The sequence below is a fragment of the Ruegeria sp. AB9 genome, from assembly GCF_056542585.1.
Map to the genome: position 1 here is coordinate 399738 of NZ_JBQGAA010000002.1, position 25277 is coordinate 425014.

Genomic DNA, 25277 nt, shown 5'->3' on the forward strand with positions numbered 1-25277 from the left:
ACCCCATTGCCTTTCCCGATCAAATCCATCGGGCTTGGGCGGGGATAGCAACACCGCCCTTCAGGTGCAAGAGATCAGCAGCAACCACCCGAAGATGATGTCTCACCCACGGCTTCAAACGGGCTTTCGCCGCCGCAACCGCCGAAAATACCGTAGTGGGTTGAGAAATCGCCGATAAAGTCGAAATGGCGGGAAAAACGCGTGTCCTGCAGCATCATCCAGGTATTGCCACAGACAGGAAAGACCTTGCCGGTTTCGATGGCATGGTGGTCGTCCAGAACAAACTCGTGCGGTGCGTTGGGAACGGTGCCTTTATAGATCACCGCCTGACCGTAATCCTCGCAAGCCGGTTCAAGTGCGGGTAGTTTGAACAGACGATACGTGGCCGACAGGAAATTAAGGGGGGCAACACGCTCTTCCAACACCGGGTTTTCGATGGTCAGCGGGCGGTGCGTCACCCGGCGGGGATCACCGAAACCCGCTTTGCGTGACATTGACAGAAAGTCATTCCAGTATAATGCACCTGACAGGCACTCGCCGTACAAAACCTCATCCTCGGCCATCGCCTGTGGGATACGGCGGTCGGCATAGACATCCGAGAAATACATCTCGCCGCCCTCTTTCAAAAGACGATGCGCGCCGCGCAAAACCGCATCCTTGTCGGTTGCAAGGTTGATGACGCAGTTCGACACGATGATATCGAACGACCCGGGCTCCAGTTCCAGTTCATCCAGCTTTTCGATATAACCGTGATGGAATTCAACATTGGTCTGGGCGTGGCCAAACGCCTTGGCATGATAGTCCTGATGCGCACGGGCGACATCCAATTGCTCGGGCGTCATGTCCACCCCAACCACCCGGCCGTTTTCACCGACCATGGCAGATAGCGCATACACATCACGACCGGCCCCACAGCCGAGATCGAGGATCGACATACCCTCCAGATCCAGTGGTGCGATCAGGCCGCACCCGTAATAGCGGGTGAGAACATCGTCGTGAATCTCGGACAGGATGCGCTTGAGATGATCCGGCATGTCGTCAGGCGTGCAGCACGCGTTGGTCTGCAAATCCGCGCTGCTCTGCAGGACTTCACCATAATAATTCTGCACCGATTCATGCTTCATCGCGCTCTTCCCCTTGCAAGTGGCTGCTTCGCAGCTAATGCAGCGGCAGGCCATTCGCAATCCGGCTAAGACGTTTTTGACGAAAGCGTGAGCACTTTGTTGAGGCTTTACGCCAGCAGCTCAAAATCCACACTGGCGCAAATCTTGCCATTCACTTGGATTTCAAGCCGATGCGCACCGGGGACCAACCTGAAAGTCGTGGCATCACCCTTCAGCTTGTGACGTTTGGCCAACTTTAGTTTGCCGTCTTTCAAAGCTGTCTGTTTGAGTTTATGCACTTTGGCTGAGGTTTTTCCACCATGACGTTGAAAATGCACAATATAATCTACCAAAACTGGTTGCTCACCAACCCCACTTAGATCAACCGAAAACTCCAACGCTTCGCCAATGCGTGCCTCGGAATTCAGATCAATTGTTACGGCAATATCGGCATCCGGGTAATAGCCCAGCATCTTCATAGCTTCGGGATGCCCCGCTTTGACCAATCCGCGCAGCGTATGAGAGGTCATCCAATCCAGCTCTGCCACGTCCTGAATCCCCTCGGCGCGCCATTCACCCAAACGCCCCAGCACCAGATCCGGGTCTTTCTTCGTAATGTCATTCAGATGGTTAGCCACTGACCGGGTAACATACCGCGTGTTGTCGCCATGCAAACGGTCCAACAGTGGCAGCGGGTCTGTCAGATCCAGACCAACTGCCTGCCCCCAAGGCAGGCGAGGTCGCGTGCCTTCACTGACCAACCGGCGCACGTGATAGCTGTCATGGGAGCACCAGTCCTGCATCCTCTCCAACACCTTATCCGGGTCTTGGTTGAGAAAAGGCCGTATGGCCCATTCCATCGAGAAACGTTGTGTCACCTCTCCCAGCACGTCCAGTGCCAGATCCAAGTGATCCAATCCGATGGCCGCCACCCAATCGCCCAAAGGCGCAAAGATAAAATCTCCAAAATCGTCATCCGATTTGGAAGGGTCCAGAGGCTCGGGCAAAGCCCGCAGGATCACCGGAGCTACGGCTGGCAAATCCCCCGGCACGGCCTGTCGCAGGCATTCTGCGATCCAGGCCATACGCTCTTTCAACTCCAGCTCTGGCAGACGCGACATAACCTGTGCCTGAAATGCAGGGGCATCGAAAGATGGTTCAGCGTTCGCAAATAACTCACTGAGATAGTTTACTTTATCAACGTTAAACAATTGATCTTTCAACGAAAACCCCTGCGCCATGATTACATCGTCAGGTTGGTGCCGCCACCGTCCAGCAAAATGTTCTGCCCAACGATGAACCCGGCATGTTGCGAACATAGGAAGGCGCAAGCCGCACCGAATTCCTGCCGCGTGCCATATCGCCGTGCCGGAATGGTTGCAGCGCGTTCGGCCCGTGCCTCATCCATGGAAATCCCCTTCTGTGCCGCCACGCCACCATCCAGCGAATTCGCGCGGTCCGTCGCATGGATACCCGGCAAAAGGTTGTTGATGGTCACTCCATGTGGTGCAACCTGACGGGATGTTCCCGCCACATAGCCGGTCAGACCAGTCCGCGCAGCGTTCGACAGACCCAATGCAGGGATTGGAGCCCGCACGGATTGCGAGGTGATATTCACCACCCGCCCCCAGCCTTTGTCCATCATTCCGGGGAGCAACGCCTTCATGAACGCAATAGGCGTCAGCATGTTGGCGTCCAGCGCCTTGATGAAATCATCGCGCTCCCAATCCAACCACAACCCCGGCGGTGGCCCACCGGCATTTGTCACAAGAATATCAACGCCCTGCGAAGCTTCGATCACCTGTGCCTGCCCCTCGGCAGTTGTGACGTCGCAAGCGACCGTCTCCACCTCAACGCCGTGCTCTGCGCGTAGGCGCGCGGCCTCAGCCTCTAAAGCGTCGGAGCCGCGTGCATTCATCACGAGATTTACACCAGCCGCAGCCAAAGCTTCAGCGCATCCCAGCCCCAATCCTTTGCTGCTGGCACACACCAGCGCGCGTTTTCCTTGAATTCCCAGATCCATTGGATCCTCCCTGTCAGTCATCGCCGCATGTCTAGCACCGGCCAGACAGGGAAGACCAGAAACGGATCGTCGATCAATAGAAGAACTCCTCGCGCACAATCTTGCCGTCAGCGACGTGATAGACACCCACTTCGCGCATATCGAACGCTTCGCCGGTTTCCTTCACTTTGCCCTGCACTTCGAAAATCACGGCAAAACGGTCTTCGCCATGAGGAAGCGGGTCGCTGACAGACGCACCAGACACCTCATGAGCGCTTTCCCACCACTCATGCTTGCCACGGATGGCTTCGACCCCTTTGGTTTCCCGACCCATTCCCTGAAAGTCCTGCCCTTCGACCGAAACAGCGTCGGGGGCGTAAAGCTTGGACAGGTTTTCCTTGGCTCGGTTTTCACGGCAACCGGCCACCAGTTCGTCGGCAATCTCTTTCAAATTCATCGATCCACTCCATCATTTGTTCACTATATGTTCTTATTGCCACAGGCATGCGATTCGAACCAGCCCCTTTGTCTTGCTTCGGCAGGATTCCCCGCCTATACGCCCGTGCATGCTTGATACCTCGAACCAACCCACCCTGCCGCCCGAGATTGCCCGGCGCCGGACATTCGCCATCATCTCGCACCCGGATGCGGGCAAGACGACGCTGACGGAAAAGTTCCTGCTTTACGGGGGCGCGATTCAGATGGCCGGTCAGGTGCGTGCCAAGGGTGAGGCGCGGCGCACGCGCTCGGACTTCATGCAGATGGAGAAGGATCGCGGTATCTCGGTTTCCGCCTCGGCGATGTCGTTTGATTACGACAATTTCCGGTTCAATCTGGTGGACACCCCCGGCCACTCCGACTTCTCGGAAGATACATATCGCACCCTGACCGCTGTGGACGCGGCCGTGATGGTGATCGATGGCGCAAAAGGTGTGGAAAGCCAGACGCAGAAACTGTTCGAGGTCTGCCGCCTGCGCGATCTGCCGATCCTGACCTTCTGTAACAAGATGGACCGCGAAAGCCGCGATACGTTCGAGATTATCGACGAAATTCAGGAAATGCTGGCCATCGACGTCACGCCCGCCGCGTGGCCAATCGGTGTGGGCCGCGACTTTATTGGCTGCTACGACATGCTGCGTGACCGGCTGGAGCTGATGGATCGCGCCGACCGCAACAAGGTGGCCGAAAGCATCGAGATCAACGGGCTGGATGACCCCAAACTGGCCGAGCACGTACCCGAGCATCTGCTGGACAAACTGCTGGAAGAGGTTGAGATGGCGCGTGAATTGCTGCCCAAGCTTGACCCTCAGGCGGTGCTGGAAGGCCATATGACACCGATCTGGTTCGGTTCGGCCATCAACTCGTTTGGCGTCAAGGAACTGATGGAGGGCATCGGGGCTTATGGCCCGCAGCCGCAAGCACAATCGGCGCAACCCCGACAAATCGCACCCGACGAGAAAAAGGTCGCAGGCTTTGTTTTCAAGGTGCAGGCCAACATGGACCCCAAGCACCGCGACCGGGTGGCTTTTGTCCGCATGGCAAGCGGTCACTTCAAGCGCGGTATGAAGCTGACTCATGTGCGGTCGAAAAAGCCGATGGCGATCTCGAACCCCGTGATGTTCCTCGCCTCGGACCGGGAATTGGCCGAAGAAGCCTGGGCCGGAGATATCATCGGCATCCCCAACCACGGGCAGCTGCGCATTGGCGATACGTTGACCGAGGGCGAAGCGCTGCGCGTGACCGGCATCCCCTCTTTCGCGCCGGAACTTCTGCAAGGTGTCCGCGCAGGCGACCCGATGAAGGCCAAGCATCTGGAAAAAGCCCTGATGCAATTCGCCGAAGAAGGCGCAGCCAAAGTATTCAAACCGTCCATCGGCTCGGGATTTATCGTAGGCGTCGTCGGCGCGCTGCAATTCGAAGTGCTCGCCAGCCGGATCGAGATGGAATACGGCCTGCCCGTGCGCTTTGAGGCATCGCAATTCACATCGGCCCGCTGGGTCAGCGGCGACAAGGCCGAGGTCGAAAAATTCGTGAATACAAACAAACAGCACATTGCGCATGACCATGACGGCGACATTGTCTACCTGACCCGCCTGCAATGGGACATCGACCGGGTGGTTCGGGATTATCCAGAGCTGAACCTGACCGCGACAAAAGAGATGATGACCTGAGGCAACTGGCTGATTGCACAGCCGAACCCGGCTGTGCAATTCTGCGCGCATGAGTGACGACGAACTGACCTTTCCCGGTGGCCTGCCCGACATGCTGGACAGCTATGAGAACCGGCGCAGCCCGTTTCAGTTCGGCACCCAGACCCTGCCCGAATTAGACGTTGATCTGGACAGTCTGGCCAAACGCACCGTGCCCGACAGCGCCACGGCACTACCGCCCGGACGCAACACCAATTGGGACCGTAAACGCGTTCAGATCGCGCGGGAATTTGTCGGGAATTCTGAACTTGCCTTCCTTAACGCGCAACTGATCTCGAACCTCAGAAAGAGATCCTTTCCGCGTCAGGCCCCCGCCCTGTTCTGCCGGTTGTGGGAGGAACAATCTGATCACCTTCTTTCCACGCTTGATCTGCGATGGCTGGTGTCTTCTGTTCAGACCTTTGCCGATCACGGCCAGACCCCGACGCAGCGCGAAGTCGGACATGCCTTGCGCGTGTTCTTCAGCATGATGAAGCTTTACGAGTTCGAGCGGCTGTTTTCGGGGCTGGCTCCGGAAACGCCGTTTCAGTTCAAAAACAAGAATCACGTACCGCTGCCCTACCAGATGAAAGGGTTTTCCTTTGATAAGGGCGGCTTGGATGTCAATCTTGTCGCCCCGATCTGGACCAAAGCGATGAACGATCCCACCATTGCGCCGCTCGTGGATCACCTGATGACCGAGTTGAACAAGGACCCCGGTGGTGTTTTCCGTCGCCTAAAACTCATGCGCGACGCCCGGGCACCGCGCAAATGACCACCTGGGGCATTGTTTCCATGGTACGGGGACCAACCGAAAACGTCCTTCGGTTTGTGGCCCATCACCTCGAGCTGGGGGTGGATTTCATGTATATCTACATGGACGAACCCAACCGCCGCACGTTTCGCGCGCTCAGAATGCACCCCAAGGTTCGGGTTCGCGTCTGTGATGACGCCTTTTGGGAAAAACGCGGACGGGCGCGGCCGGAAAAACATCAGGTGCGTCAGTCGGTTCACGCCACCTTTGCCTATCGAAACACCCAATTGGATTGGCTGACCCATATCGATGTGGATGAATATCTGTGGTCCGCCGATCCCATCGCAGATGTGTTGCGCGATGTGCCAAGCACAGTTCATGCCGCCCGAGTCCGCCCGTTAGAAGCGTTGGCCGGAGGTAAAGACCAGTACAAAGCTCATATCCCTCATGGCCCGAACCGCGAAGCGCTGGTCGAGGCCATTTACCCGAATTACGGCGCGTTCGTCATGGGCGGATTCCTAAGTCACGTACAAGGAAAGCTGTTCGTACGAACAGGGTTGAAACATCTGAGCTTCCGCATTCACAACCTGTTTCAGAAGCAAGTGCTGCTGCCGTGCAAATACGAACTGCCGCAGGTCGATCTGTGCCATCACCATGCACCGGACTGGGACCACTGGATAGCGCATTATCAATTCCGCATGGATCGCGGCTCGTATCAGGCTGGCATGGCTCCTAATGTCCCGCGTGAACAGGGTGGTCTGAGCAAGAACGAATTGCTCAACTGGATCGAAGCCGAACAGGGCATGGATGGCCTGCGCGCGTTTTATGATGAAATGAGCGGCACGGACGCAGAAGTGCGTGCCAATCTGGAACACCACGGCCTGCTGCGCCACCGACCTTTGAACCTGGACGAAAAACTAGAGAAACACTTCCCCGGAAGTTGCTGAATTGTTGCTGAAATTCACGGCAAGTTACGGGCGGGTACAGGTGAAATTCTCTTCATTTGACCCCGATCAACGTTTTTGTTATGTCCGCGTGCAAGCCGAAATGTCGCATCACGCGTATGGCCATCCGGGCCCGGCACATCTTTGACGCGCGGGCCAGGTCAAGTGTCCGCAAAAACCGGACTTACATGACAAAATTCAACGAACTGAACCTGAACCCGAAGGTCCTCAAAGCCATTGAGGAAGCCGGATACGAAACTCCCACTCCTATTCAGGAAGGTGCGATTCCGCCCGCTCTGGAAGGCCGTGATGTCTTGGGCATTGCCCAGACCGGCACAGGCAAAACCGCCAGCTTCACATTGCCGATGATCACTCTGCTGGCCCGTGGCCGCGCCCGCGCGCGGATGCCGCGCTCGCTGGTGCTGTGCCCGACGCGGGAACTGGCGGCACAGGTCGCAGAGAACTTCGACACCTACACCAAACACCTGAAACTGACCAAAGCGCTGCTGATTGGCGGCGTCAGCTTCAAGGAACAAGAAGCGCTGATCGACCGCGGCGTCGACGTTCTGATCGCCACGCCGGGCCGTCTGTTGGACCATTTCGAACGTGGGAAATTGCTGCTGACCGGCGTTCAGATCATGGTAGTGGACGAAGCCGACCGGATGCTCGACATGGGCTTTATTCCCGATATCGAACGCATCTTCTCGCTGACGCCGTTCACCCGGCAGACACTGTTTTTCTCGGCGACCATGGCTTCCGAGATCGAACGAATCACAGATACTTTCCTGTCGGCTCCTGCCCGGGTTGAGGTCGCCCGCCAAGCGACCGCATCTGAAACGATCGAACAGGGCGTTGTCATGTTCAAAGGCGGCCGCCGGGATCGTGAAGCAAGCCAGAAACGCAACGTGCTGCGCGCACTGATCGACGCCGAGGGCGAAAAGTGCACCAACGCGATCATCTTCTGCAATCGCAAGACAGATGTCGATATCTGCGCTAAATCGCTGAAGAAATACGGCTATGATGCTGCAGCAATCCATGGCGATCTCGATCAGTCACAGCGGATGAAAACACTGGACGGATTCCGCGACGGATCATTGCGTCTGCTGGTCGCGTCGGACGTCGCTGCGCGCGGTCTGGACGTCCCGGCCGTCAGCCATGTGTTCAATTTCGACGTTCCCGGCCACCCCGAGGATTATGTACACCGTATCGGCCGTACCGGCCGTGCCGGGCGGGAAGGCAAGGCAATTACGATCTGCTCAGGCCGAGATGAAAAAGCACTGGCTGCGATCGAAAAGCTGATCCAGAAAGACATCCCGCGCATCGACAACCCGGTCAAAGAAGAACCCAAGCCTGAAAAGCCGAAGCCCGAAAAGAAAGCCCGGGACTCCGAAGGCAAAAAAGACGTCAGGAAAGAGCGAGAGCCCAAGGCGCGTGGCCGTGGACGTAAGGAAGACAACGGTCGGGCTGTGGTAGGCATGGGCGATCACCTGCCCAGCTTCATCGCCCTCAGCTTTGACGAGCGTCGCGCAGGCTAAATCGTCAGCACCAGCGCCAAAATCGAGATACCAAGCAACATCATCCCGGCGATCTCTCGCCGGGTGATCGTCTCGCGGAAAAACAGGATCGAGGCCATCAGGCTGAAGATCAGCTCCACCTGCCCCAGCGCTTTGACATAAGCTGCGTTTTGCAAAGTGAAGGCCCAGAACCAACAGAACGACCCGCCCAGACTGGTTAAACCAACAAACACCCCGGTGGATCGCGTCTGCCAAACCGCGCGCAGCTCGGCCCGGTCGCGCCACAACAGCCACAGGCCCATGCTGACAAATTGGAACGACACGACGGCAGCCAGCGTGATCAACGCCCGGAACCAGGCGTCGATATCGCCCAGTTGCAGCGAAGCCCCGCGATAGCTGACAGCGGAAAAGGCAAACAAAACTCCTGATCCAAGCCCCAATTGAGACGCGCGGTTCGTCAAATGCCGCCACCATGATCCGCCCCCACCAGGTGTTTTTGACAGCAAAAGCACCGCCAACAATCCCAACAGGATTGCAACCAACGCGCCGCCGGAAACGCCGTCGCCCAAAACCAGAAAGCCGACAATCGCGGTCTGAATCACCTCGGTTTTCTTGAAGGTGATCCCAACGGCAAAATTTCGTTGTTTGAACAACGCCACAACGCAGATCGTTGCAAGAATTTGCGCCGTGCCGCCAATAACCGCGTAAAGCCAGAAAACACCGCCCAGCGATGGCAGGCTGGCCCCCGTTATCTGCAACGCCAAAAACAGCCCCGCAACGGCCAGCGGCATGGAGTATGCAAACCGGGCAAAGGTCGCGCCCGCGGCAGACAGTTTCACGCTGCTCAGTGATTTTTGCAGCATGAAACGCACAGTCTGAAAGCTGGCGGCAGCTATGGTGACAGGGATCCAGAGACTCATGTCACCTGTTGTGTCGTCAAATCAGTGCTTTGGCCAGAGCGGATGCGGCACCGGGTCTTTGGCACGCAACAAATACTGCCTGAAAATCTGCGCATAGGATCGGTACACATACGCCTCATTACAGGCCAGATACCTGTCTTTGCCGTCACGGTACAGTGATGGCAGCCGATACCATGGCGCGGCAGGGTTCATATGATGCACCACGTGTAAGTTGTTGTTCAAAAACAGAAAGGACAATGGCCCGCGATCTTCGATAATCACAGTGCGTGCGCGGGACTTTTCATGCGCGCGGTGCTCCAGAAAGGTGCGGATCTTCAGCAGTGCCAGCCCAATATAAGCCGAGATCAGATAGGCCCAGATCGGCATGGCCGACTGCGCGACGACCCACAGCACTGCCACTGCGCCGGGTAAATGCAAAGCCCAGGCCAACAGGATTGCACCGTCGCCGCGCCGCAGCCCCCGCCATTCGTCCCGCATAAAAAGAACCTGCCCTATGGCCGGACCCAGCACCATCCGCCCCAAAAGCGTGTTGTTCAGGGCCAAAAGCACTTGCACGCTGCGCGGCAGCGCTGACCAGACTTTGGGATCCAGATAGTTCGTTTCGGGATCGTCATAAGGATCGGTCAAGGTGGCATCCTGATGATGTGCCAAATGCAGATCCCGAAAACGGTTATACGGAATGGCCAGCGTCAACGGCAGCGCCATCAACGCTTCATTCAGCCACTTCTCGCGGAACGGGTGACCATGCAGGACCTCGTGTGTCAGTGACGAATGCAAGGCTGCAACCAAACCCAGAGCCAGCACCGCCAACCACAGCGAAACATCCGCCAGCCAAAACAGCCCGACCAGCCATGCCGCGTAGCAGCCAATGATCAGGAAAAACGTGCCCCATTCGGGTGATTTCGGTGTGGAAGGCTCAGCCATTACGCCCCCACGAGATACCTGCCCAAATTCTTTCGTAGACTATGTACAGTGTCAGACCGATAGCGGTGTTCACCAACGCCAACGCCCCACCAACCGCGGCCGAGCCGGTGGCGATCAGACCAACCATCGTCATGGTGGCCAACCCCATGACATTCCATACAATTGCCTTCACGACAGATCTTCGCCGCGTTTCCATTCCGGACCCCATTCTTTTTGCTTTTACAAAGGGGTTACCTTCCATTGCTCGTGCTGAAAATTCTGAATATGATTAACAAAATTCAACATATGTGAAATTTACAATCAAATGCAGGAAAATATCGACAAGCGCGACCGCGCCGCCCAATTCCGTCTACGTTTGGCCCGCGCGATGGAGGAACGGCACGTCAGTCAAAGCGCGCTTGCGCGTCATATAGGCGTTGACCGTTCGACCGTATCTCAGTTGTTGACCGATCATGGCGCTCGCCTGCCCAACGCGCATGTTGTGGGTGGCTGTGCTGCGGCGCTTGGTGTCTCGGCAGACTGGTTGCTGAGCCTGTCCGACAGACCTGAAAGCGCGGCCGAGCTTTTGGCCAGTTCGCTGACCTTTACTGAAGCCCCCCGGGCCCTTGTGGATGAGCGGATTTTCGAATGGCACAAGGAAGCCGCCGGTTACAAGATCCGCTATGTCCCGGCCACCTTGCCCGACATGCTCAAGACGCGCGCAGTACTGGAGTGGGAGTACGCGCCGCATCTGGGTCGCACGGCTGATCAGGCCATCGGCGCGTCCGAGGACAGGCTGACCTGGATGCGCAGCGCGCAGTCAGATTACGAGATCGCCATGCCGCTTTACGAGATCGAGAGCTTTGTAAGCGCCACAGGGTATTATCATGGCCTCTGCCCGGAAATTCGGCTGGAACAGATTGATCACCTACTGGCATTGTGCGAACAACTCTATCCTCGAATGCGTATCTATCTGTTTGATGCCAAAAGGCTTTATTCAGCCCCTGTAACGATTTTCGGCCCGCTGCTCTGCGTTTTTTATGCAGGAAGCCACTATATGGCCTTCCGCGACAGGGACAGGATCGAGACGTTTTCACGCCATTTCGACACATTGGTGCGCGAGGCCGATGTGGCCGCCCGGGATTTCCCGAACCATCTGCGACAACTCAGAACAGCGGTTTCCCGCAACAGTTGATGCAGCCGGGCACAACCTGTGCTATCGTCCCTTGGCGCGAACCATCGGGCATTCCGACCACAAACGGAGGACCACAGGAATGGACGCAATTCAAACCGCTCAATACGCACGCGCCCTGTACGCTGCTCACGGAGACCGGGCCGAGGCGGAGGCCGCGCAGAAAATGCGCGAATGCGAAGCCGCCGGAAACCAGAAAGAGGCACAGGACTGGCAGGCGGTCCGTCAGACCATCCGCCAGATTCGAGGCCCAAATCAGGGCTGAACTACAGTTTTGGGTCGGGATTGACCGTATGTCCGTCCACCGCGATCACCTGACCCGACACCAGCCGCGCCGCATCTGAAGCAAGAAAAACGGCCATATTGGCGATATCCTGCGCTTCTACAAAGCGCCCCATTGAGGTGCCCGACGCATACCCCTGATAAACCTCATCCCGGGTCATGCCTTTTGCCTCTGCCTCTCGGGCCAAGACGCCTTCCATGCGGGGGCCTTCCACCGCGCCCGGGCAAATGGCGTTGGCACGAATGCCAAGCGGCCCCAGTTCCATCGCCAGCGTCTTCATCAATCCGATGACCGCCCATTTGGCCGAAGCATAAGGTGCTCGGAACGGATAACCATACTGCCCTGCGGTAGAGGAGGTCAGAATGATGCTGCCCGCCCGTGCCGACTTCATCATCGGGGTGGCATACTTGGCTGCCAGAAACGCGCCGTCCAGATTGACAGCCAAACAGGCTCGCCATGCATCCAGATGGATATCCTCGATCGCATCGGTCGGCCCGGCAATCCCGGCATTGGCGCACAGCACATCCAAACCACCTGCCGCCGCGACAGCCTGAAAGACGGCGCCCATGTCAGTCTCATTTGTCACGTCAGCGCGATGCGCCACCCAATGATCGGGGACGGTATTAAGCGCTGATTGATCTATGTCCGTCACCCAAACATCATAGCTTGCAGCGTCAAACGCTTCGGCCATGGCCCGACCGACGCCAGACGCGCCAGCTGTCACCAATACACGCCGGGTCATGAAGGTTTCCGAATGGAAGCGCCCGCCCCTTCGGGGTAAGGCAAACCGGCCTGAGCCTCGGCAATCCGTGCCATCGCGGCTTCGATCTCAGTCGACGGCGGGCTGGGACGGCGATTTTCAAGACTTACATGCAGCAGGAAGCTTTCCCCCGTGGCCAACAATTTGTCGCCTTCGTACATGCTGTGGAAGACATGCAGCTTCTTGCCCTGCCCCAAAAGCATCTGCGTCCGCACGTCGATTTTCGCCCCTGCATGGACCTCGTCGATGTAACGGATGTGGTTTTCAGCGGTGAAATAGCTGCCACCCGACGCGATATACTCCATATCGCAACCGATGATCTCCATGAAACGGTCGGTCGCTGCGGCAAAAGCTTCCAGATACCTGGCTTCGTTCATGTGGCCATTGTAATCCGTCCAGTCCAGAGGCACGGCTCGGGACAGGGTCAGGATCGGCTGGCTCAGATCTGCCTGATCCAGGGTCGGCAAAGCCCCCGGCTTCAACCGCGCGTCATGCTGATTCAGCACTGCCCCCGCGCCATAATTCTGCGCCTTGAGTGCGCGCATCATGCCAACAAGGTTATTGTCGCGAATGCGTTCCAGTTCGCGGATTGAATGCATCCCCGATTGCGCGTCCGACTGATCGGCGATCAAATCGACCAGTTCGTCAGTGAACTCTGGCACATCCATCAGTTTGGTCCACGGCCATTTCAAGGCAGGCCCGAACTGCGCCATGAAATGCCGCATACCCGCTTCACCTCCGGCTACGCGGTAGGTTTCGAACAGCCCCATCTGCGCCCAGCGAATGCCAAAGCCCATGCGGATCGCCTCGTCGATCTCTTCGGTGGTGGCAATACCGTCCTTGACCAGCCACAGCGCCTCACGCCAGACGGCTTCCAGAAAGCGGTCGGCGATATGCGCGTCGATCTCTTTCTTGATGTGTAGTGGGAAGAACCCTACCGATTTCAGCAGCTCCTGCGCCAGCTCGACCATCTCGGGCGCGTTTTTGTCAGTTGGAACAAGCTCGATCAGAGGCAACAGGTAAACCGGATTGAACGGGTGCGTCACCACAATCTGTTCAGGGCGCAGCGCACCTTCTTGCAGTTCTGAGGGTTTGAACCCGCTGGTCGATGAACCGATGATCGCGCCCGGATCGCAAGCCTCCTGCAATCCCTTGTAAACCTTCAGTTTCAATTCCAGACGCTCTGGCACACTTTCCTGAATCCACGTCGCGCCCTGTACGGCTTCGGCCATGTCATCATAAAAGCTCAGCGCGCCCTCAGCAGGCAACGGCATGTCGCTCAGCCCCGGCAAGGATCGCCGCGCATTGTCCAGAACTTCACCTATTTTGCGTTCGGCTTCCGGGTCCGGATCGAACACCCGCACGTCCCAGCCATTAAGCAGGAATCGCGCGGCCCATCCGCCGCCGATGACACCGCCTCCGATGATTGCTGCCGTTTTTGTCATGCTGTCCTCTAATCGATGCAGATTACCAGCGCGCGCCCTGCCTCATCCAGATGCGGGATGCACCCAAACTGCGGTGTCACTGCGCTGCATTGTTTGGTTTCCGACAGGCAGAACCCTGCACAATCGGAGGCTTTATCACAGGCTGTTCCGGCGTCGGGTAACGGCATAAAGCAGATCTGCTGCCGGGCCTTTCCGCCCAATTCATAGCGTCCGCCATTGGCCTCACACTCCTGCCGATCCATGGCGACCGGCTTGTTGCTCGTCACCTGATCTTCAGGCACACAAGCAGCCATAAGGGCCGCACCAATCAAAACACTACTCGGAAACACGCATCGCATGATTTCAATCCTTCTGCCGATGCGTCCGAGCATTTTGATTTCGCGGCCTCGCGCAAGGGGAGTTTCAGTCCTTCGGCGCTCGTTTCGTCAGCCCCAGCTTGTCGCGGACTTCCTGCGGTCCGATCACCCGCGCGCCCATATTCTCGATGATGGTTCCCGCGCGTTCCACCAATTGCCAGTTCTCGGCCAGAACACCTTTATCCAGCCACAGGTTGTCTTCCAACCCAACGCGCACGTTGCCGCCCGCCAGAACCGAAGCTGCAACGAACGGCATCTCATTCCGCCCCAGGGAAAATGCGCTGAAGGTCCAGTCATCCGGCACGTTGTTTACCATCGCCATGAAGGTATTCATGTCATCCGGCGCGCCCCACGGCACGCCCATGCACAGCTGAACCAGAGCGTTGGGTTCAAGAATCCCTTCCTTTACCAACTGCTTTGCAAACCACAAATGGCCTGTGTCAAATGCCTCGATCTCGGGCTTCACACCCAGATCCGTCATCATCTTGCCCATGGCCCGCAGAGCACCGGGCGTGTTGGTCATGACGTAGTCAGCCTCGGCAAAGTTCATCGTTCCGCAATCCAGCGTGCAGATCTCAGGAAGGCATTCCGCCACGTGGGCAACACGCTCAGTCGCACCAACCAGATCGGTTCCCGCCTCGGCCAATGGCAGTGGGTTTTCGACACCGCCAAACACCATGTCTCCGCCCATACCTGCTGTCAGGTTCAGCACTGCGTCAACCTCGGCATCCCGAATGCGATCGGTCACTTCACGATACAGCGCCAAATCGCGCGACGGCGCGCCTGTTTCGGGGTCGCGCACATGGCAATGCACCACCGCTGCGCCCGCCTTTGCGGCGGCAATCGCACTGTCGGCAATTTGCTTCGGTGAACGAGGCACATGAGGGCTGCGATCCTGCGTCCCGCCCGAGCCGGTCACGGCGCAGGTGATAAAGACTTCGCGGTTCATTTCCAGAGGCATGGCGTTTTCCCCAAGTTATACCGGTTTTGCCGTGAGTTTTCCCCAGGCTTGTCCCCGGATTCCGATTTGCGTTCTGACCCGACTCTGACGCAGCCTTGGGAAAACAACTTGGCAGAATGCGAATCGAACTTTATGCAATCCGCAAAAAACATACTGCAACCCGAACATCGGGCCCTGAAAACGGCCGTACTGGTGCTGGACGAATGCAACACGCTCAGCTTCGCTTCGGCTGTCGATCCGATGCGTGCGGCCAACCGTCTGGCGGACCGACCCGCATTTGACTGGGACTATGTGACCGCCACCCCGGAACCCGCGATGCTGACCAGCGCCCTGCAAGTACCCGGGATTCCACTCGCACGCCTGCAAAACTGCGACCTGATGATTGTGGTGGCCGGGTTCCAACTGGCCCGCCACGCCACCCCCAGCCTGCTGGCCGGCCTGCGCCGCATCGCCGGAACCGGGGCGACCATGGCCGGTATCGACGGCGGCCCATGGTTGCTGGCCGAGGCCGGTCTGCTGGACGGACACCCCGCTACAACCCATTGGGAAGATCTGGAAAACTTCGCCACGCGCTTCCCCGAAGTTGAAGTGCGCCCCGACCGTTTTACTGTCTCCGACGGACGCCTGACCTCGGGTGGGGCGATTCCCGCCGTCGAGATGATGCTGCACATCATAGCAGCCCGCCATGGCGCTGGGTTCGCTTCCCGCGTTTCGGGCCTGTTCCTTTACGATGGCGCTCCGGACCCCGGCAAACCGCAAAGCCGAACTGGCGTACCACACCGCCACACGGCGCTGACGGCCAAGGCCAACTCATTGATGCAGGCGTCCCTGGATGACCCCCTGCCACTGGCCTTTATCGCTGACCGGCTGGGCACCAGCCCACGCACCCTGCAACAGCAATTCCGCCTGCGTCTGAACACGACGCCCCAAGACCACTATCTGCAATTGCGTCTGGCCGAGGCCCGTCGACTTGTCACCGATACAGACATGCCGTTGATGGATGTGGCGCTTTCCACAGGGTTCGCTTCACAATCCAGCTTCGCCCGCGCTTTCCGCACAGCGCACGGCCAATCGGCCCGCGACCTCAGGCAAGAACGCGCGCACCCGACCCATCACTGAATGGATCCAATTTCATCTGGTGCCATATTCCTCAGGGAGAGTCGCCAAAGGCGACGGGGGCAGAACCCCCTTCCCTCAGTACGGCATCGGATGAGTCTTATGTGCTGCGTCCAAATCAGCCAGAACCTCGTTTGACAGGGTCAAATCCGTGCCCGCCAAAACATGCTCCAGCTGTTGCACCGTGGTCGCGCCAAAAATGGCCGACATCATGAACGGCCGCGTGCGGCACCAGGCTAGTGCCATATGCGTCGGGTTCAATTCATGCCGCGTGGCAACTTCCAGATAGGCCGCAACCGCATCAAATACCCGATCGGACTTACGCCCGCCCAACTCGGGCGAAAGCGACATGCGCGAGCCGTCCGGCACCGCCCCGCCTTGGTATTTCCCTGTCAGCAACCCCGTACCCAAAGGCGAGAATGCCATCAGGCCGACATCCTCATGTACGGACAGCTCAGCCATATCCGTATCGAACAAACGGCACAGCAACGAATACTCGTTCTGCACAGACGCCACGCGCGGTGCGCCCGTCTGCTCGGCCAGCCGCAGCCATTGTGCAGTACCCCATGCGCTTTCATTCGACAAACCAAAGGCGCGGATATTGCCCTTATCCACTTCAGCCTGCAGTGCCTCCAGACATTCCTGCATGTTATCCAGAACATCTTCGGTGTTGTACCCCGACGGCGTATAATCCCAGTTTTGACGGAACATATAGCTGCCTCGGTTGGGCCAGTGGAACTGATAGAGATCGATGTAATCTGTCTGTAGACGCAACAAAGACCCTTCGATCGCTTCAGGAATGGTTTTGGCCGTGATCGGTGCCCCATCACGAACATAGGACAATCCTTCGCCGGAATGTTTGGTCGCCAGCACCAAATCGGCCCGGCGCGAGGTATTGGCTGCATTCCAGTTTCCCAGAATTTCTTCGGTACGCCCGATTGTTTCTTTGGAAACAGGGTTCACCGGGTACATTTCCGCAGCATCAACAAAGTTGATGCCCGCATCCAATGCCATATCCATCTGTGTATGCGCATCCGCTTCTGAGGTCTGCGACCCAAAGGTCATCGTCCCAAGGCACAGGTCGCTTACCATAATTCCGGTACGGCCCAGAGGCTTCATCTGCATCATCAAATCTCCCGAAAATGGCACAGCCAGTCAGGCTTCGGCCTTCTTCTCCCACCGCCCGGTTTCTTCCGACCAGTATTGCGCCGAACATCCCGCTTTGGTCAGCGCCTTCCACTGCCCCCGCGCGTGCTGGACAGCCATATCATCATTGCCATCGAACAGAATACAAACACGCTCCAGAGCCGAGACCTCATCAGGCTCGACCGGCGCGCCGTCCACTGCCATGACACACACCGCGCCGTTGCCGGCCTCGGTGCTGGTAGTCAGAAGGATCGGCTGCTCTGCGTCATGCGGGCCGCCTTCGCGACCATGCGGCAGGAACCCGTCCTCGGGCCCGAGCCACAGCTTTTCATCCAGCCAGTCCATCCGTGCGGGATCAGTGCCCCGCACGGCAATCTTCCACCCGGCCTGCCGCGCCTTGTCCAGCAGCACAGGCAAGGTATGCTCCAGCGGCTGGCGGGTCAGGTGATAGAAATAGACAGCGCCCATCTGCTTACTCGAAATTGTCCTGCACGAACCGGCTCAGCGCGCGCACGCCCCAGCCTGTGGCCCCTTTGGGCGCATAGGATGTTTCGGACGACACAGAGGCAACACCGGCAATATCAAGGTGAATCCACGGTGTTTCCTCTTTGACGAAACGCTGCAGGAACTGCGCAGCAGTAATCGAGCCCGCGGGCCGACCGCCCACATTCTTCATGTCGGCAATGCGCGATTTCAGCATCTTGTCGTATGCATCACCCAACGGCATCCGCCACGCCCCTTCATCCTCGGCCTTGGCTGATTTCAGAAAGGCATCGCAGAATGTGTCATTGTTCGAGAACACACCTGCATTCTCATGCCCCAATCCGATGATGATCGCGCCGGTCAGAGTAGCCAGATCAATCATGCCCACCGGCTTGAACCGTTCCTGTGCGTACCACATCACGTCGCACAGAACCAAACGCCCCTCGGCATCGGTGTTGATGATCTCAACCGTGTCGCCCTTCATCGACTTGACCACATCTCCCGGACGGGTGGCATTGCCCGAGGGCATGTTTTCGACCAGACCGACAAGGCCCACCACATTGGCCTTGGCCTTGCGCTTGGCCAGCGCACGCATGGTACCGGCAACAACACCTGCACCACCCATATCCATGGTCATCTCCTCCATGCCACCCGCAGGCTTGAGCGAGATACCACCGGTGTCAAAGACAACACCCTTGCCGACCAATGCCAGTGGCCCGTCGTCCTTGTCACCACCCTTCCAGTGCATCACGACCACTTTCGAAGGGCTGACAGACCCCTGCCCGACGCTCAGCAAGGTGCGCATTCCCAGCTCGGCCAGCTTGTCTTCTTCCAGAATTTCGACCTCCAGGCCCAGCTCCTGCATCTCAACCAGACGATCTGCAAACTCCGAGGTCGTCAGAACGTTGGCCGGTTCGTTGATCAGATCGCGGGTCATCCGCACGCCGTCGGCGATCGCATATAGCGGTGCAAACCCTGCTTCGGCTTCCTTGGGTTTCGAATGGCTGATCGTTATCGATCCGGCGCCTTCGCTTACCTTGGTTTTATGCGCGTCGAAATCATAGCTGCGCAGCACAATACCAAGGGCCAGGTTTTCGGTCTGCGCCTGATTGCCGACCATCACCAGCATGTCCTTGCCGCCCGCAGATTTGGCCAAAGCCGCACCGGCCTTGCGCGCCTCGTCGGCTTCAGGGCGGCGCGGCAGCACCACAACGTCCAGCGCCTCGGCCATCATCCCCGCTGGCCAGGCCATCGAGATCACATCGCCAGTCTTGGATTTCCCGAACTTCTCGCTTTCAACAAGACGCGCCACCGCACCTTTCGTCAGGCGATTGGCCCGGCGGGCAGCGGGGCTCATCTTACCGTCAGACGGAATAACGATAGCCACCCGCCCTTCGGCCTGCGCCATCGCATCCAAGTCAAACTCCTGAAAACGGATCGGTACCAGACTGCTCATTGCAAACTCCTCAAATTCTGTTCCCCAAGACCTAGCCCGCGCTGCCCGACTTGACCAGATAGCAGTTTTCCCCGCGTTTCAATTGCAGTAAGGTCCCGAAAAAATAACCGGCAGGCTCGGGGGAGATAAACGTGACACGAGAGGGCAGTCATACGCCGTGGCGCATGATTTCATGCACGCGCGATTTCGGCCCGAACCCCGGCCCAACAGGCATGGCGGGGGCACGCTTGTGATCCTCGACCGTTATTTCGCCCGCCGCTTTCTGCAGAGTTTTCTGGTCATTGGCGGCATCTTTTTGACCTTGATGATTCTCATCGATCTGATCGAACAGATCCGCCGTTTTGACGATGTCGACCTGTCGTTTGGCCAATTGCTGCACCTGACCCTGCTGAACACACCTGCTGCCATCAGCGAAATGCTGCCCCTGCTGGTCATTCTGTCCACCATTGCCTTGTTCGTCGGGCTGGCGCGTACGTCAGAGCTCGTGGTGACCCGTGCCATAGGTCGCTCGGGTATCCGCGCGCTGGTTGCGCCAGCGACGTTGGCCCTGATCATTGGCACGCTGGCCGTGGCGTTGCTGAACCCCATCGCGGCGGCCACATCCGAAAAATTCCAACGCCTGTCTGATTCCTATCGCAATAACGGCAGTTCTGCCCTTTCGATCAGCAGCGAAGGCCTCTGGCTGCGCCAATCGGCGGAAAACGGTCAGGCCGTCATCCACGCTCGGGGCACCTCTAACGGAGAAACCCTTGGCCTGGACGATGTGACCATCATCACTTTTGCGCGAGACGGCAAACCCACCCAGCAGATCGTCGCCGACCGGGCCGAGCTGGAGGACGGAAACTGGGTCCTGTCCCAGGCCAAGGTCTGGACGTTGCGGGATGGGCTGAACCCCGAAACCAATTCGGTGGAGCATGAACGACTGGAGCTGCCGACCTCGCTGACACGGCAGCGGATTATGGACACGCTGGGTCAGCAGGACTCGGTGTCGGTTTACGATCTGCCGCAGCTGATCAAGGATCTGCGCGAAGCCGGGTTTTCAACCAAGCAATATGAAGTCTGGCTGCAGGTGCAACTGGCCCGACCCTTTTTTCTGGTCTCGATGGTGCTGATCGGGGCTGCTTTCACAATGCGCCACGTCCGGTTTGGCGGCACCGGGATCGCCGTGCTGACGGCCGTTCTGCTTGGCTTTGCCATCTACTTCGTTCGCAATTTTGCGCAAATCCTCGGGGAAAACGGACAATTGCCCACGTATATCGCTGCCTGGGCACCGCCCTTTGCCGCCATTCTGTTGTCTCTGGGCCTTCTTCTTCACGCGGAGGACGGCTGATGCGGTGTATTTTTCCCCTGCTGCTGACCAGCGCAATCGCATTATCCGTACCGGCCGGATTGGTGGCACAAACCGCCCCCGCTGAATCAGGCCCGCAAGGCGGGCAAACGCAGGATGAGCCTGCCCTGCTGGTTGCCGACAAAGTCTTCATTACGCCTGAACGACAACTGGTGGCAGAAGGCAATGTCGAGGCTTTTCAGGGTGACACCAAACTGTCGGCCCAACGCGTCATCTATGACCGGGAAACCGGTGAGCTGACACTGGAAGGCCCCATCCGTATTGATCAGGGCGGTCAGTCCACTCTTCTGGCCGACTCTGGACAGCTGGACAGTGGCATTCAGAACGGCCTGCTGATCGGTGCACGGATGGTTTTCGATCAGCAAACCCAGATCGCCTCGGTACAGGCGAAGCGGGCCGCGGGCCGCTATACTCAGTTCAGCAAGGTCACAGCTACCTCTTGCCATGTGTGCGCCAACGGCAAGCCACCCCTGTGGCAGATCCGGGCGCGCAAGGTCACCCATGACCAGCTCGAACAGCAACTGTACTTCGAAGGCGCGCAGCTTCGGGTGCTTGATTATCCGGTTTTCTATTTCCCGTATCTGCGCTTGCCGGACCCGACATTGGATCGCGCAACCGGCTTTCTGGTACCGTCGGTCCGCAGCACTTCGCAATTGGGAACAGGGGTTCAGGTCCCCTATTTCTTCAAGTTGGGTGATCACAAGGATCTGACACTGACGCCGTATTTGTCGGCCAAAACCACAACGCTGGGATATCGTTATCGCCAGGCTTTCGTGAACGGGCGCATTCAGCTTGAAGGTGCCTATACCCGGGATGATATACAGCCCGATCAGGATCGCGGTTATCTGTTTGCCAACGGCTGGTTCAACCTGAAGAACGATTTCCGGCTGACGTTCAATGTGCAAACCACCTCGGACGACGCGTATCTGGTTGACTATGGGCTGCCGGATCTGGACCGTTTGCGCAGTGAAATCGCACTGGAACGGATCAAACGCGACACCGCGTTCAAAACAAGCCTGATCCATTACAAAACGCTGCGTGACAGTGAAGACCAGGACGAAATCCCATCGCGCGTCTTTGACCTGAACTATGAAAAACGCTTTTTTCCAAGCTCGCTTGGAGGCGAGGTTCGACTGGCCTTTATCGGCCACTCGCATGAACGCACCAGCGACGCCGACATCATTGGCCGCGACATAGCGCGGGCAACCTTCGATGCCGAATGGCTGCGCAGCTGGACTTTTGCGTCCGGCCTGCGGGCGGATGCGACATTGGGCGCATCGGTGGACACATTCAACATCCGCCACGACAGCAACTTTCCCAGTAACGTGACCCGTTCGACCCCACGCGCGGCTCTGACTCTTCGCTATCCAATGACCCGCCGCGAGGAGTCTGGGGCGGTTCAGTTCCTGGAGCCGATTGCGCAGTTCGGATGGACCCACGTTTCCGACACCGATGTACCAAACGACGAAAGCACATTTCAGGAATTCGATCAGGGCAACCTTCTGGCCCTGTCCCGGTTTCCTGCCGAAGATCAGCGCGAAGACGGCGTCACGGGTGTCGTTGGCGTGAACTGGGCCCGTTACGGCGCAGGCGGCCGACAGGCTCTTGTGACTTTGGGTCAGGTATTTCGAGCCGATGCAGACCCAAATTTCACTCTGACGTCAGGATTGCAGGGTACAACGTCGGATTTACTGGTGGCGGGACAAATTAACACAGCCAATGGCTGGTCGCTTGGCGGGCGTGGTCTGATCGACAGCGATTTCAGTTTCGTCAAAGCTGAATTGCGCGGAGCCTGGGCCACCGAAAACGCCGGGCTGTCCGGAAGTTATGTCTGGCAGGAACCGGATCCGGCGGAGAACATTGTTGATGAGATCTCGGAAATCTGGCTTCTGGGCCGCTATCGGGTCGATCAGAACTGGCTTACGAATGCCGAGGCGCGCTATGATCTGAACCAATCGGAACCAATCCGGCTGGGTCTTGGTGTAACCTACCAGAATGAATGCGTTCAGGTTAACATGTCCGTAAGCAGACGCTTTACTTCAACATCCACTATTGAGCCTTCGACAGAATTCGGCTTTACCCTGTCTCTGACAGGATACGCCGTTGAAGGCGGTGGTAAGACATACAAGAGAACATGCAGTTGATATCAGGTTTCTCCAGGTTTTTTCGCTCCGGTTGGCTCAGGCCGGCCGTGCCGGCACTCGCCGCCGCACTCTTCGCAGTTGCGACCCCTCAGGTCAGCGCACAAAGCCTGTTCTCGCCTGCGATCCGTGTCAATCAGGACATCGTCACCTGGTATGAGCTGGAACAGCGTCTACAATTCCTGAACGTTCTGGGCCTACCCGGCGGCACTGAATCCGATGTCAGGGATGCCCTGATCGAAGAAAAACTGCGCAAACAGGTCATGCGCGAAGCGGGGGTCGAAGCTGCGCCGGAAGCCGTTCAACTGGGCATCGACGAATTCGCCTCACGCGGGCAATTGTCCACCGAACAGTTCCTGCAACTCCTCGGTGAAGCTGGTGTCGACCCGGAAACTGTCCGTGACTATGTCGCGGATCAGTTGGCCTGGCGCGACTATGTCAGCTCGCGTTATCTGTCACAGGCCCGTCCGACCGAAGATGAGATTGATCGCGCGCTGGGTCAAACCGGTGGCGGCGGCCTTCAGGTGCTGCTGTCCGAAATTATCATCCCGGTAAATCCGCAAACCGCTGCGCAGACCGAGCTGCTGGCGGACGAAATCTCGCGACTGGAGGGAGTTGATGCATTTTCAGCCGCCGCTGCCCAGTATTCTGCCGCCGCAACTCGTAATGAAGGCGGACGTCTGGACTGGCTGAATATCACCAACCTGCCTCCGGCGCTACAACCTGTTATTCTTGGCCTCCAGAACGGTGAGGTCACCGATCCGATTTCCCTGCCGAACGCCGTTGCCCTTTTTCAGATGCGGGGACTGCGCGAGGTCGCGACCGGTGCACCCAATTTCTCCAAGCTGGATTATGCCATCTATTACCTGCCGGGTGGCCGCAGCGCTGAAACCCTGTCGCGGGCTGCCGCCCTGCGGGAAGAGATCGACACCTGCGATGACCTGTATGGAATCGCCAAGGATCAACCCGTCGAAGCTCTGGACCGTGTCGAAGCCAGCCCGTCTGACGTGCCGCGCGACATCGCCGTAGAGCTGGCCAAGCTGGATCGCAACGAAGTGTCAACTAACCTGACCCGCAACAACGGGCAGACTCTGATGTTCCTGATGCTGTGCAACCGCACCCGCGATCTTGGCGAAAACACCTCGCGGGCGGATGTGGCGAATGCACTGGCTCAACAGCGTCTGCAGGCTTTTGCTGCAAGCCTGGTGGAGCAGCTGCGGGCAGACGCCATCATTATTCAGGAATGACACGCCCGATTGCGCTCAGCTGCGGTGAACCGGCCGGAATCGGCCCTGAAATCGCAGCCAAAGCGTGGGCTGAATTGCGCCAAACCTGCCCGTTTTTCTTTATTGGTGACGCCAGCCATCTGCCCGTTGGCACACCCATTGCGAAAATTGAGAACCCATCGCAAGCCCTTGAAGTCTGCGATCAGGCCTTACCTGTCCTGCAATTGAACTTTCCTGCTTCAAATGTGCCCGGCCAGCCAGATCCAACAAATGCACCATCGGTGATCGATGCAATCGAAACCGGCGTCGATCTCGTGAAAGCCGGGGTCGCAGCTGCACTTTGCACGGCGCCAATCCACAAAAAGGCCCTGATCGACGGTGCCGGGTTTACCTATCCCGGCCACACCGAGTTTCTGGCCGCGCTCTCTGGCACCCACCGGGTTGTCATGATGCTGGCCAGCAATCAGTTGCGGGTTGTCCCGGCGACAATCCATATTCCTCTGTCACGGGTTCCCGCCGCGTTGACCCCGGACCTTCTGCGAGAGACAATCGACATCACCATACGCGGGCTGCGCGACCAGTTCGGTATCAAGTATCCTCGCATCGCCATCGCGGGCCTCAACCCCCATGCCGGTGAAGGCGGCAAAATGGGCAGCGAGGAGCTTGACTGGATCGCCCCAATGCTGGCCGATCTGAATCCGGACGGCGCAACACTCACGGGCCCCCATCCTGCGGATACTCTGTTCCATGCCGCCGCCCGCACCCGATATGATGCCGCCATCGCCATGTATCACGATCAGGCCCTGATCCCGATCAAGACACTGGATTTCGACCGGGGCGTAAACGTCACCTTGGGGCTGCCGTTCATCCGCACCTCGCCCGATCACGGCACGGCACTGGACATCGCCGGAAAAGGCATCGCCAATCCAACCAGCCTGATCGAAGCCCTGAAACTCGCCCAACGCATGGCAAAAAGCTCTTGATCCTTGACCTGGCTGAAAATACCTCCGCCGGAGGCAAAAAATCTCTGGCGCA

General features: G+C 58.1%; 25 protein-coding genes. 11 read left to right on the forward strand and 14 right to left on the reverse strand.

Annotated features, from left to right (window positions below; translation table 11 throughout):
• Positions 1-74 precede the first annotated feature (74 nt).
• The 4 genes from ACR0K5_RS07825 to ACR0K5_RS07840 form a co-directional block, all read right to left on the reverse strand.
• The gene (locus ACR0K5_RS07825) at positions 75-1124 is read right to left on the reverse strand and encodes a methyltransferase domain-containing protein (RefSeq protein ID WP_480629137.1); all 1050 of its coding nucleotides are present in this window, start codon (positions 1122-1124) and stop codon (positions 75-77) included.
• A gap of 107 nt (positions 1125-1231) precedes the next feature.
• Entirely contained in the window at positions 1232-2344 is a 1113-nt protein-coding gene (locus ACR0K5_RS07830) for a hypothetical protein (RefSeq protein WP_480629138.1), read from the reverse strand.
• Between the two features lie 2 nt (positions 2345-2346).
• A complete protein-coding gene (locus tag ACR0K5_RS07835) occupies positions 2347-3126 on the reverse strand; it encodes an SDR family oxidoreductase (RefSeq protein ID WP_480629139.1) in 780 nt (259 codons plus the stop codon).
• Between the two features lie 73 nt (positions 3127-3199).
• Positions 3200-3562 carry a SnoaL-like domain-containing protein gene (locus ACR0K5_RS07840; protein WP_480629140.1) on the reverse strand — a complete coding sequence of 121 codons (363 nt, stop codon included), beginning with the start codon at positions 3560-3562 and terminating at the stop codon, positions 3200-3202.
• A 109-nt stretch (positions 3563-3671) separates the two neighbouring features.
• On the opposite strand from ACR0K5_RS07840, the gene ACR0K5_RS07845 reads away from it, so the two are divergent.
• The 4 genes from ACR0K5_RS07845 to ACR0K5_RS07860 all read left to right on the forward strand — a co-directional run bounded on the left by ACR0K5_RS07845 (position 3672) and on the right by ACR0K5_RS07860 (position 8527).
• Entirely contained in the window at positions 3672-5276 is a 1605-nt protein-coding gene (locus tag ACR0K5_RS07845) for a peptide chain release factor 3 (RefSeq protein ID WP_480629141.1), read from the forward strand.
• Between the two features lie 49 nt (positions 5277-5325).
• A complete protein-coding gene (locus ACR0K5_RS07850) occupies positions 5326-6069 on the forward strand; it encodes a hypothetical protein (RefSeq protein ID WP_480629142.1) in 744 nt (247 codons plus the stop codon).
• On the forward strand, positions 6066-6995 hold the full coding sequence (locus ACR0K5_RS07855; protein WP_480629143.1) for a glycosyltransferase family 2 protein: 930 nt from the start codon (positions 6066-6068) through the stop codon (positions 6993-6995). Before ACR0K5_RS07850 ends, ACR0K5_RS07855 begins: the two co-directional genes overlap by 4 nt.
• 185 nt (positions 6996-7180) lie before the next feature.
• Positions 7181-8527, forward strand: a complete 1347-nt coding sequence (locus tag ACR0K5_RS07860) for a DEAD/DEAH box helicase (protein ID WP_480629144.1) — start codon at positions 7181-7183, stop codon at positions 8525-8527.
• Here the strand turns inward: ACR0K5_RS07860 and ACR0K5_RS07865 are convergent.
• Genes ACR0K5_RS07865 through ACR0K5_RS07875 form a run of 3 tightly spaced genes read right to left on the reverse strand, consistent with a single transcriptional unit; the run spans position 8524 to position 10546 of the window.
• Complete coding sequence (locus ACR0K5_RS07865; protein WP_480629145.1) at positions 8524-9426, reverse strand: EamA family transporter; 903 nt, start codon at positions 9424-9426, stop codon at positions 8524-8526. The genes ACR0K5_RS07860 and ACR0K5_RS07865 overlap by 4 nt on opposite strands.
• Before the next feature lie 21 nt (positions 9427-9447).
• The gene (locus tag ACR0K5_RS07870) at positions 9448-10350 is read right to left on the reverse strand and encodes a fatty acid desaturase (RefSeq protein WP_480629146.1); all 903 of its coding nucleotides are present in this window, start codon (positions 10348-10350) and stop codon (positions 9448-9450) included.
• On the reverse strand, positions 10343-10546 hold the full coding sequence (locus ACR0K5_RS07875; protein WP_480573796.1) for a DUF2061 domain-containing protein: 204 nt from the start codon (positions 10544-10546) through the stop codon (positions 10343-10345). The genes ACR0K5_RS07870 and ACR0K5_RS07875 overlap by 8 nt, the downstream gene beginning before the upstream one ends.
• Positions 10547-10654: 108 nt before the next feature.
• On the opposite strand from ACR0K5_RS07875, the gene ACR0K5_RS07880 reads away from it, so the two are divergent.
• Both ACR0K5_RS07880 and ACR0K5_RS07885 read left to right on the forward strand, forming a co-directional pair.
• Entirely contained in the window at positions 10655-11524 is an 870-nt protein-coding gene (locus ACR0K5_RS07880; protein WP_480629147.1) for a helix-turn-helix domain-containing protein, read from the forward strand.
• Positions 11525-11603: 79 nt separating this feature from the next.
• Positions 11604-11786: a hypothetical protein gene (locus tag ACR0K5_RS07885; protein WP_117868740.1), complete on the forward strand. Its 183-nt coding sequence runs from the start codon at positions 11604-11606 to the stop codon at positions 11784-11786.
• A gap of 1 nt (position 11787) precedes the next feature.
• Here ACR0K5_RS07885 and ACR0K5_RS07890 read toward each other — a convergent pair whose 3' ends face one another.
• From ACR0K5_RS07890 to bcoG, 4 genes are read right to left on the reverse strand one after another with little or no spacing between them, the layout of a single operon-like run.
• Entirely contained in the window at positions 11788-12546 is a 759-nt protein-coding gene (locus ACR0K5_RS07890; protein ID WP_480629148.1) for an SDR family oxidoreductase, read from the reverse strand.
• On the reverse strand, positions 12543-14009 hold the full coding sequence (locus tag ACR0K5_RS07895) for a carnitine 3-dehydrogenase (protein ID WP_480629149.1): 1467 nt from the start codon (positions 14007-14009) through the stop codon (positions 12543-12545). Before ACR0K5_RS07895 ends, ACR0K5_RS07890 begins: the two co-directional genes overlap by 4 nt.
• A gap of 8 nt (positions 14010-14017) precedes the next feature.
• Positions 14018-14380, reverse strand: a complete 363-nt coding sequence (locus ACR0K5_RS07900) for a hypothetical protein (RefSeq protein WP_480629150.1) — start codon at positions 14378-14380, stop codon at positions 14018-14020.
• 31 nt (positions 14381-14411) lie between these two features.
• Positions 14412-15326, reverse strand: coding sequence for a 3-dehydrocarnitine:acetyl-CoA trimethylamine transferase BcoG (bcoG, locus tag ACR0K5_RS07905; protein WP_480629151.1), 915 nt, complete (start codon positions 15324-15326; stop codon positions 14412-14414).
• Between the two features lie 132 nt (positions 15327-15458).
• Here bcoG and ACR0K5_RS07910 point away from each other — a divergent pair, with 132 nt between their 5' ends.
• On the forward strand, positions 15459-16445 hold the full coding sequence (locus ACR0K5_RS07910) for a GlxA family transcriptional regulator (protein WP_480629152.1): 987 nt from the start codon (positions 15459-15461) through the stop codon (positions 16443-16445).
• Between the two features lie 75 nt (positions 16446-16520).
• On the opposite strand, the gene ACR0K5_RS07915 is transcribed toward ACR0K5_RS07910, so the two are convergent.
• The 3 genes from ACR0K5_RS07915 to ACR0K5_RS07925 are packed head-to-tail and all read right to left on the reverse strand — an operon-like array spanning position 16521 to position 19527.
• Entirely contained in the window at positions 16521-17567 is a 1047-nt protein-coding gene (locus tag ACR0K5_RS07915) for an aldo/keto reductase (RefSeq protein ID WP_480629364.1), read from the reverse strand.
• Between the two features lie 30 nt (positions 17568-17597).
• Positions 17598-18056, reverse strand: a complete 459-nt coding sequence (locus tag ACR0K5_RS07920) for a DNA polymerase III subunit chi (protein WP_480629153.1) — start codon at positions 18054-18056, stop codon at positions 17598-17600.
• Positions 18057-18060: 4 nt separating this feature from the next.
• Positions 18061-19527 (reverse strand): leucyl aminopeptidase, encoded by a 1467-nt coding sequence (locus ACR0K5_RS07925; RefSeq protein ID WP_480629154.1) that lies wholly within the window; start codon positions 19525-19527, stop codon positions 18061-18063.
• 229 nt (positions 19528-19756) lie between these two features.
• On the opposite strand from ACR0K5_RS07925, the gene lptG reads away from it, so the two are divergent.
• From lptG to pdxA, 4 genes are read left to right on the forward strand one after another with little or no spacing between them, the layout of a single operon-like run.
• Entirely contained in the window at positions 19757-20857 is a 1101-nt protein-coding gene (gene lptG, locus ACR0K5_RS07930) for an LPS export ABC transporter permease LptG (RefSeq protein WP_480629155.1), read from the forward strand.
• Positions 20857-23019: an LPS-assembly protein LptD gene (locus ACR0K5_RS07935; protein WP_480629156.1), complete on the forward strand. Its 2163-nt coding sequence runs from the start codon at positions 20857-20859 to the stop codon at positions 23017-23019. The genes lptG and ACR0K5_RS07935 overlap by 1 nt, the downstream gene beginning before the upstream one ends.
• A complete protein-coding gene (locus ACR0K5_RS07940; RefSeq protein WP_480629157.1) occupies positions 23010-24263 on the forward strand; it encodes a peptidylprolyl isomerase in 1254 nt (417 codons plus the stop codon). Before ACR0K5_RS07935 ends, ACR0K5_RS07940 begins: the two co-directional genes overlap by 10 nt.
• Complete coding sequence (pdxA, locus tag ACR0K5_RS07945; protein ID WP_480629158.1) at positions 24260-25225, forward strand: 4-hydroxythreonine-4-phosphate dehydrogenase PdxA; 966 nt, start codon at positions 24260-24262, stop codon at positions 25223-25225. Before ACR0K5_RS07940 ends, pdxA begins: the two co-directional genes overlap by 4 nt.
• Positions 25226-25277 lie beyond the last annotated feature (52 nt).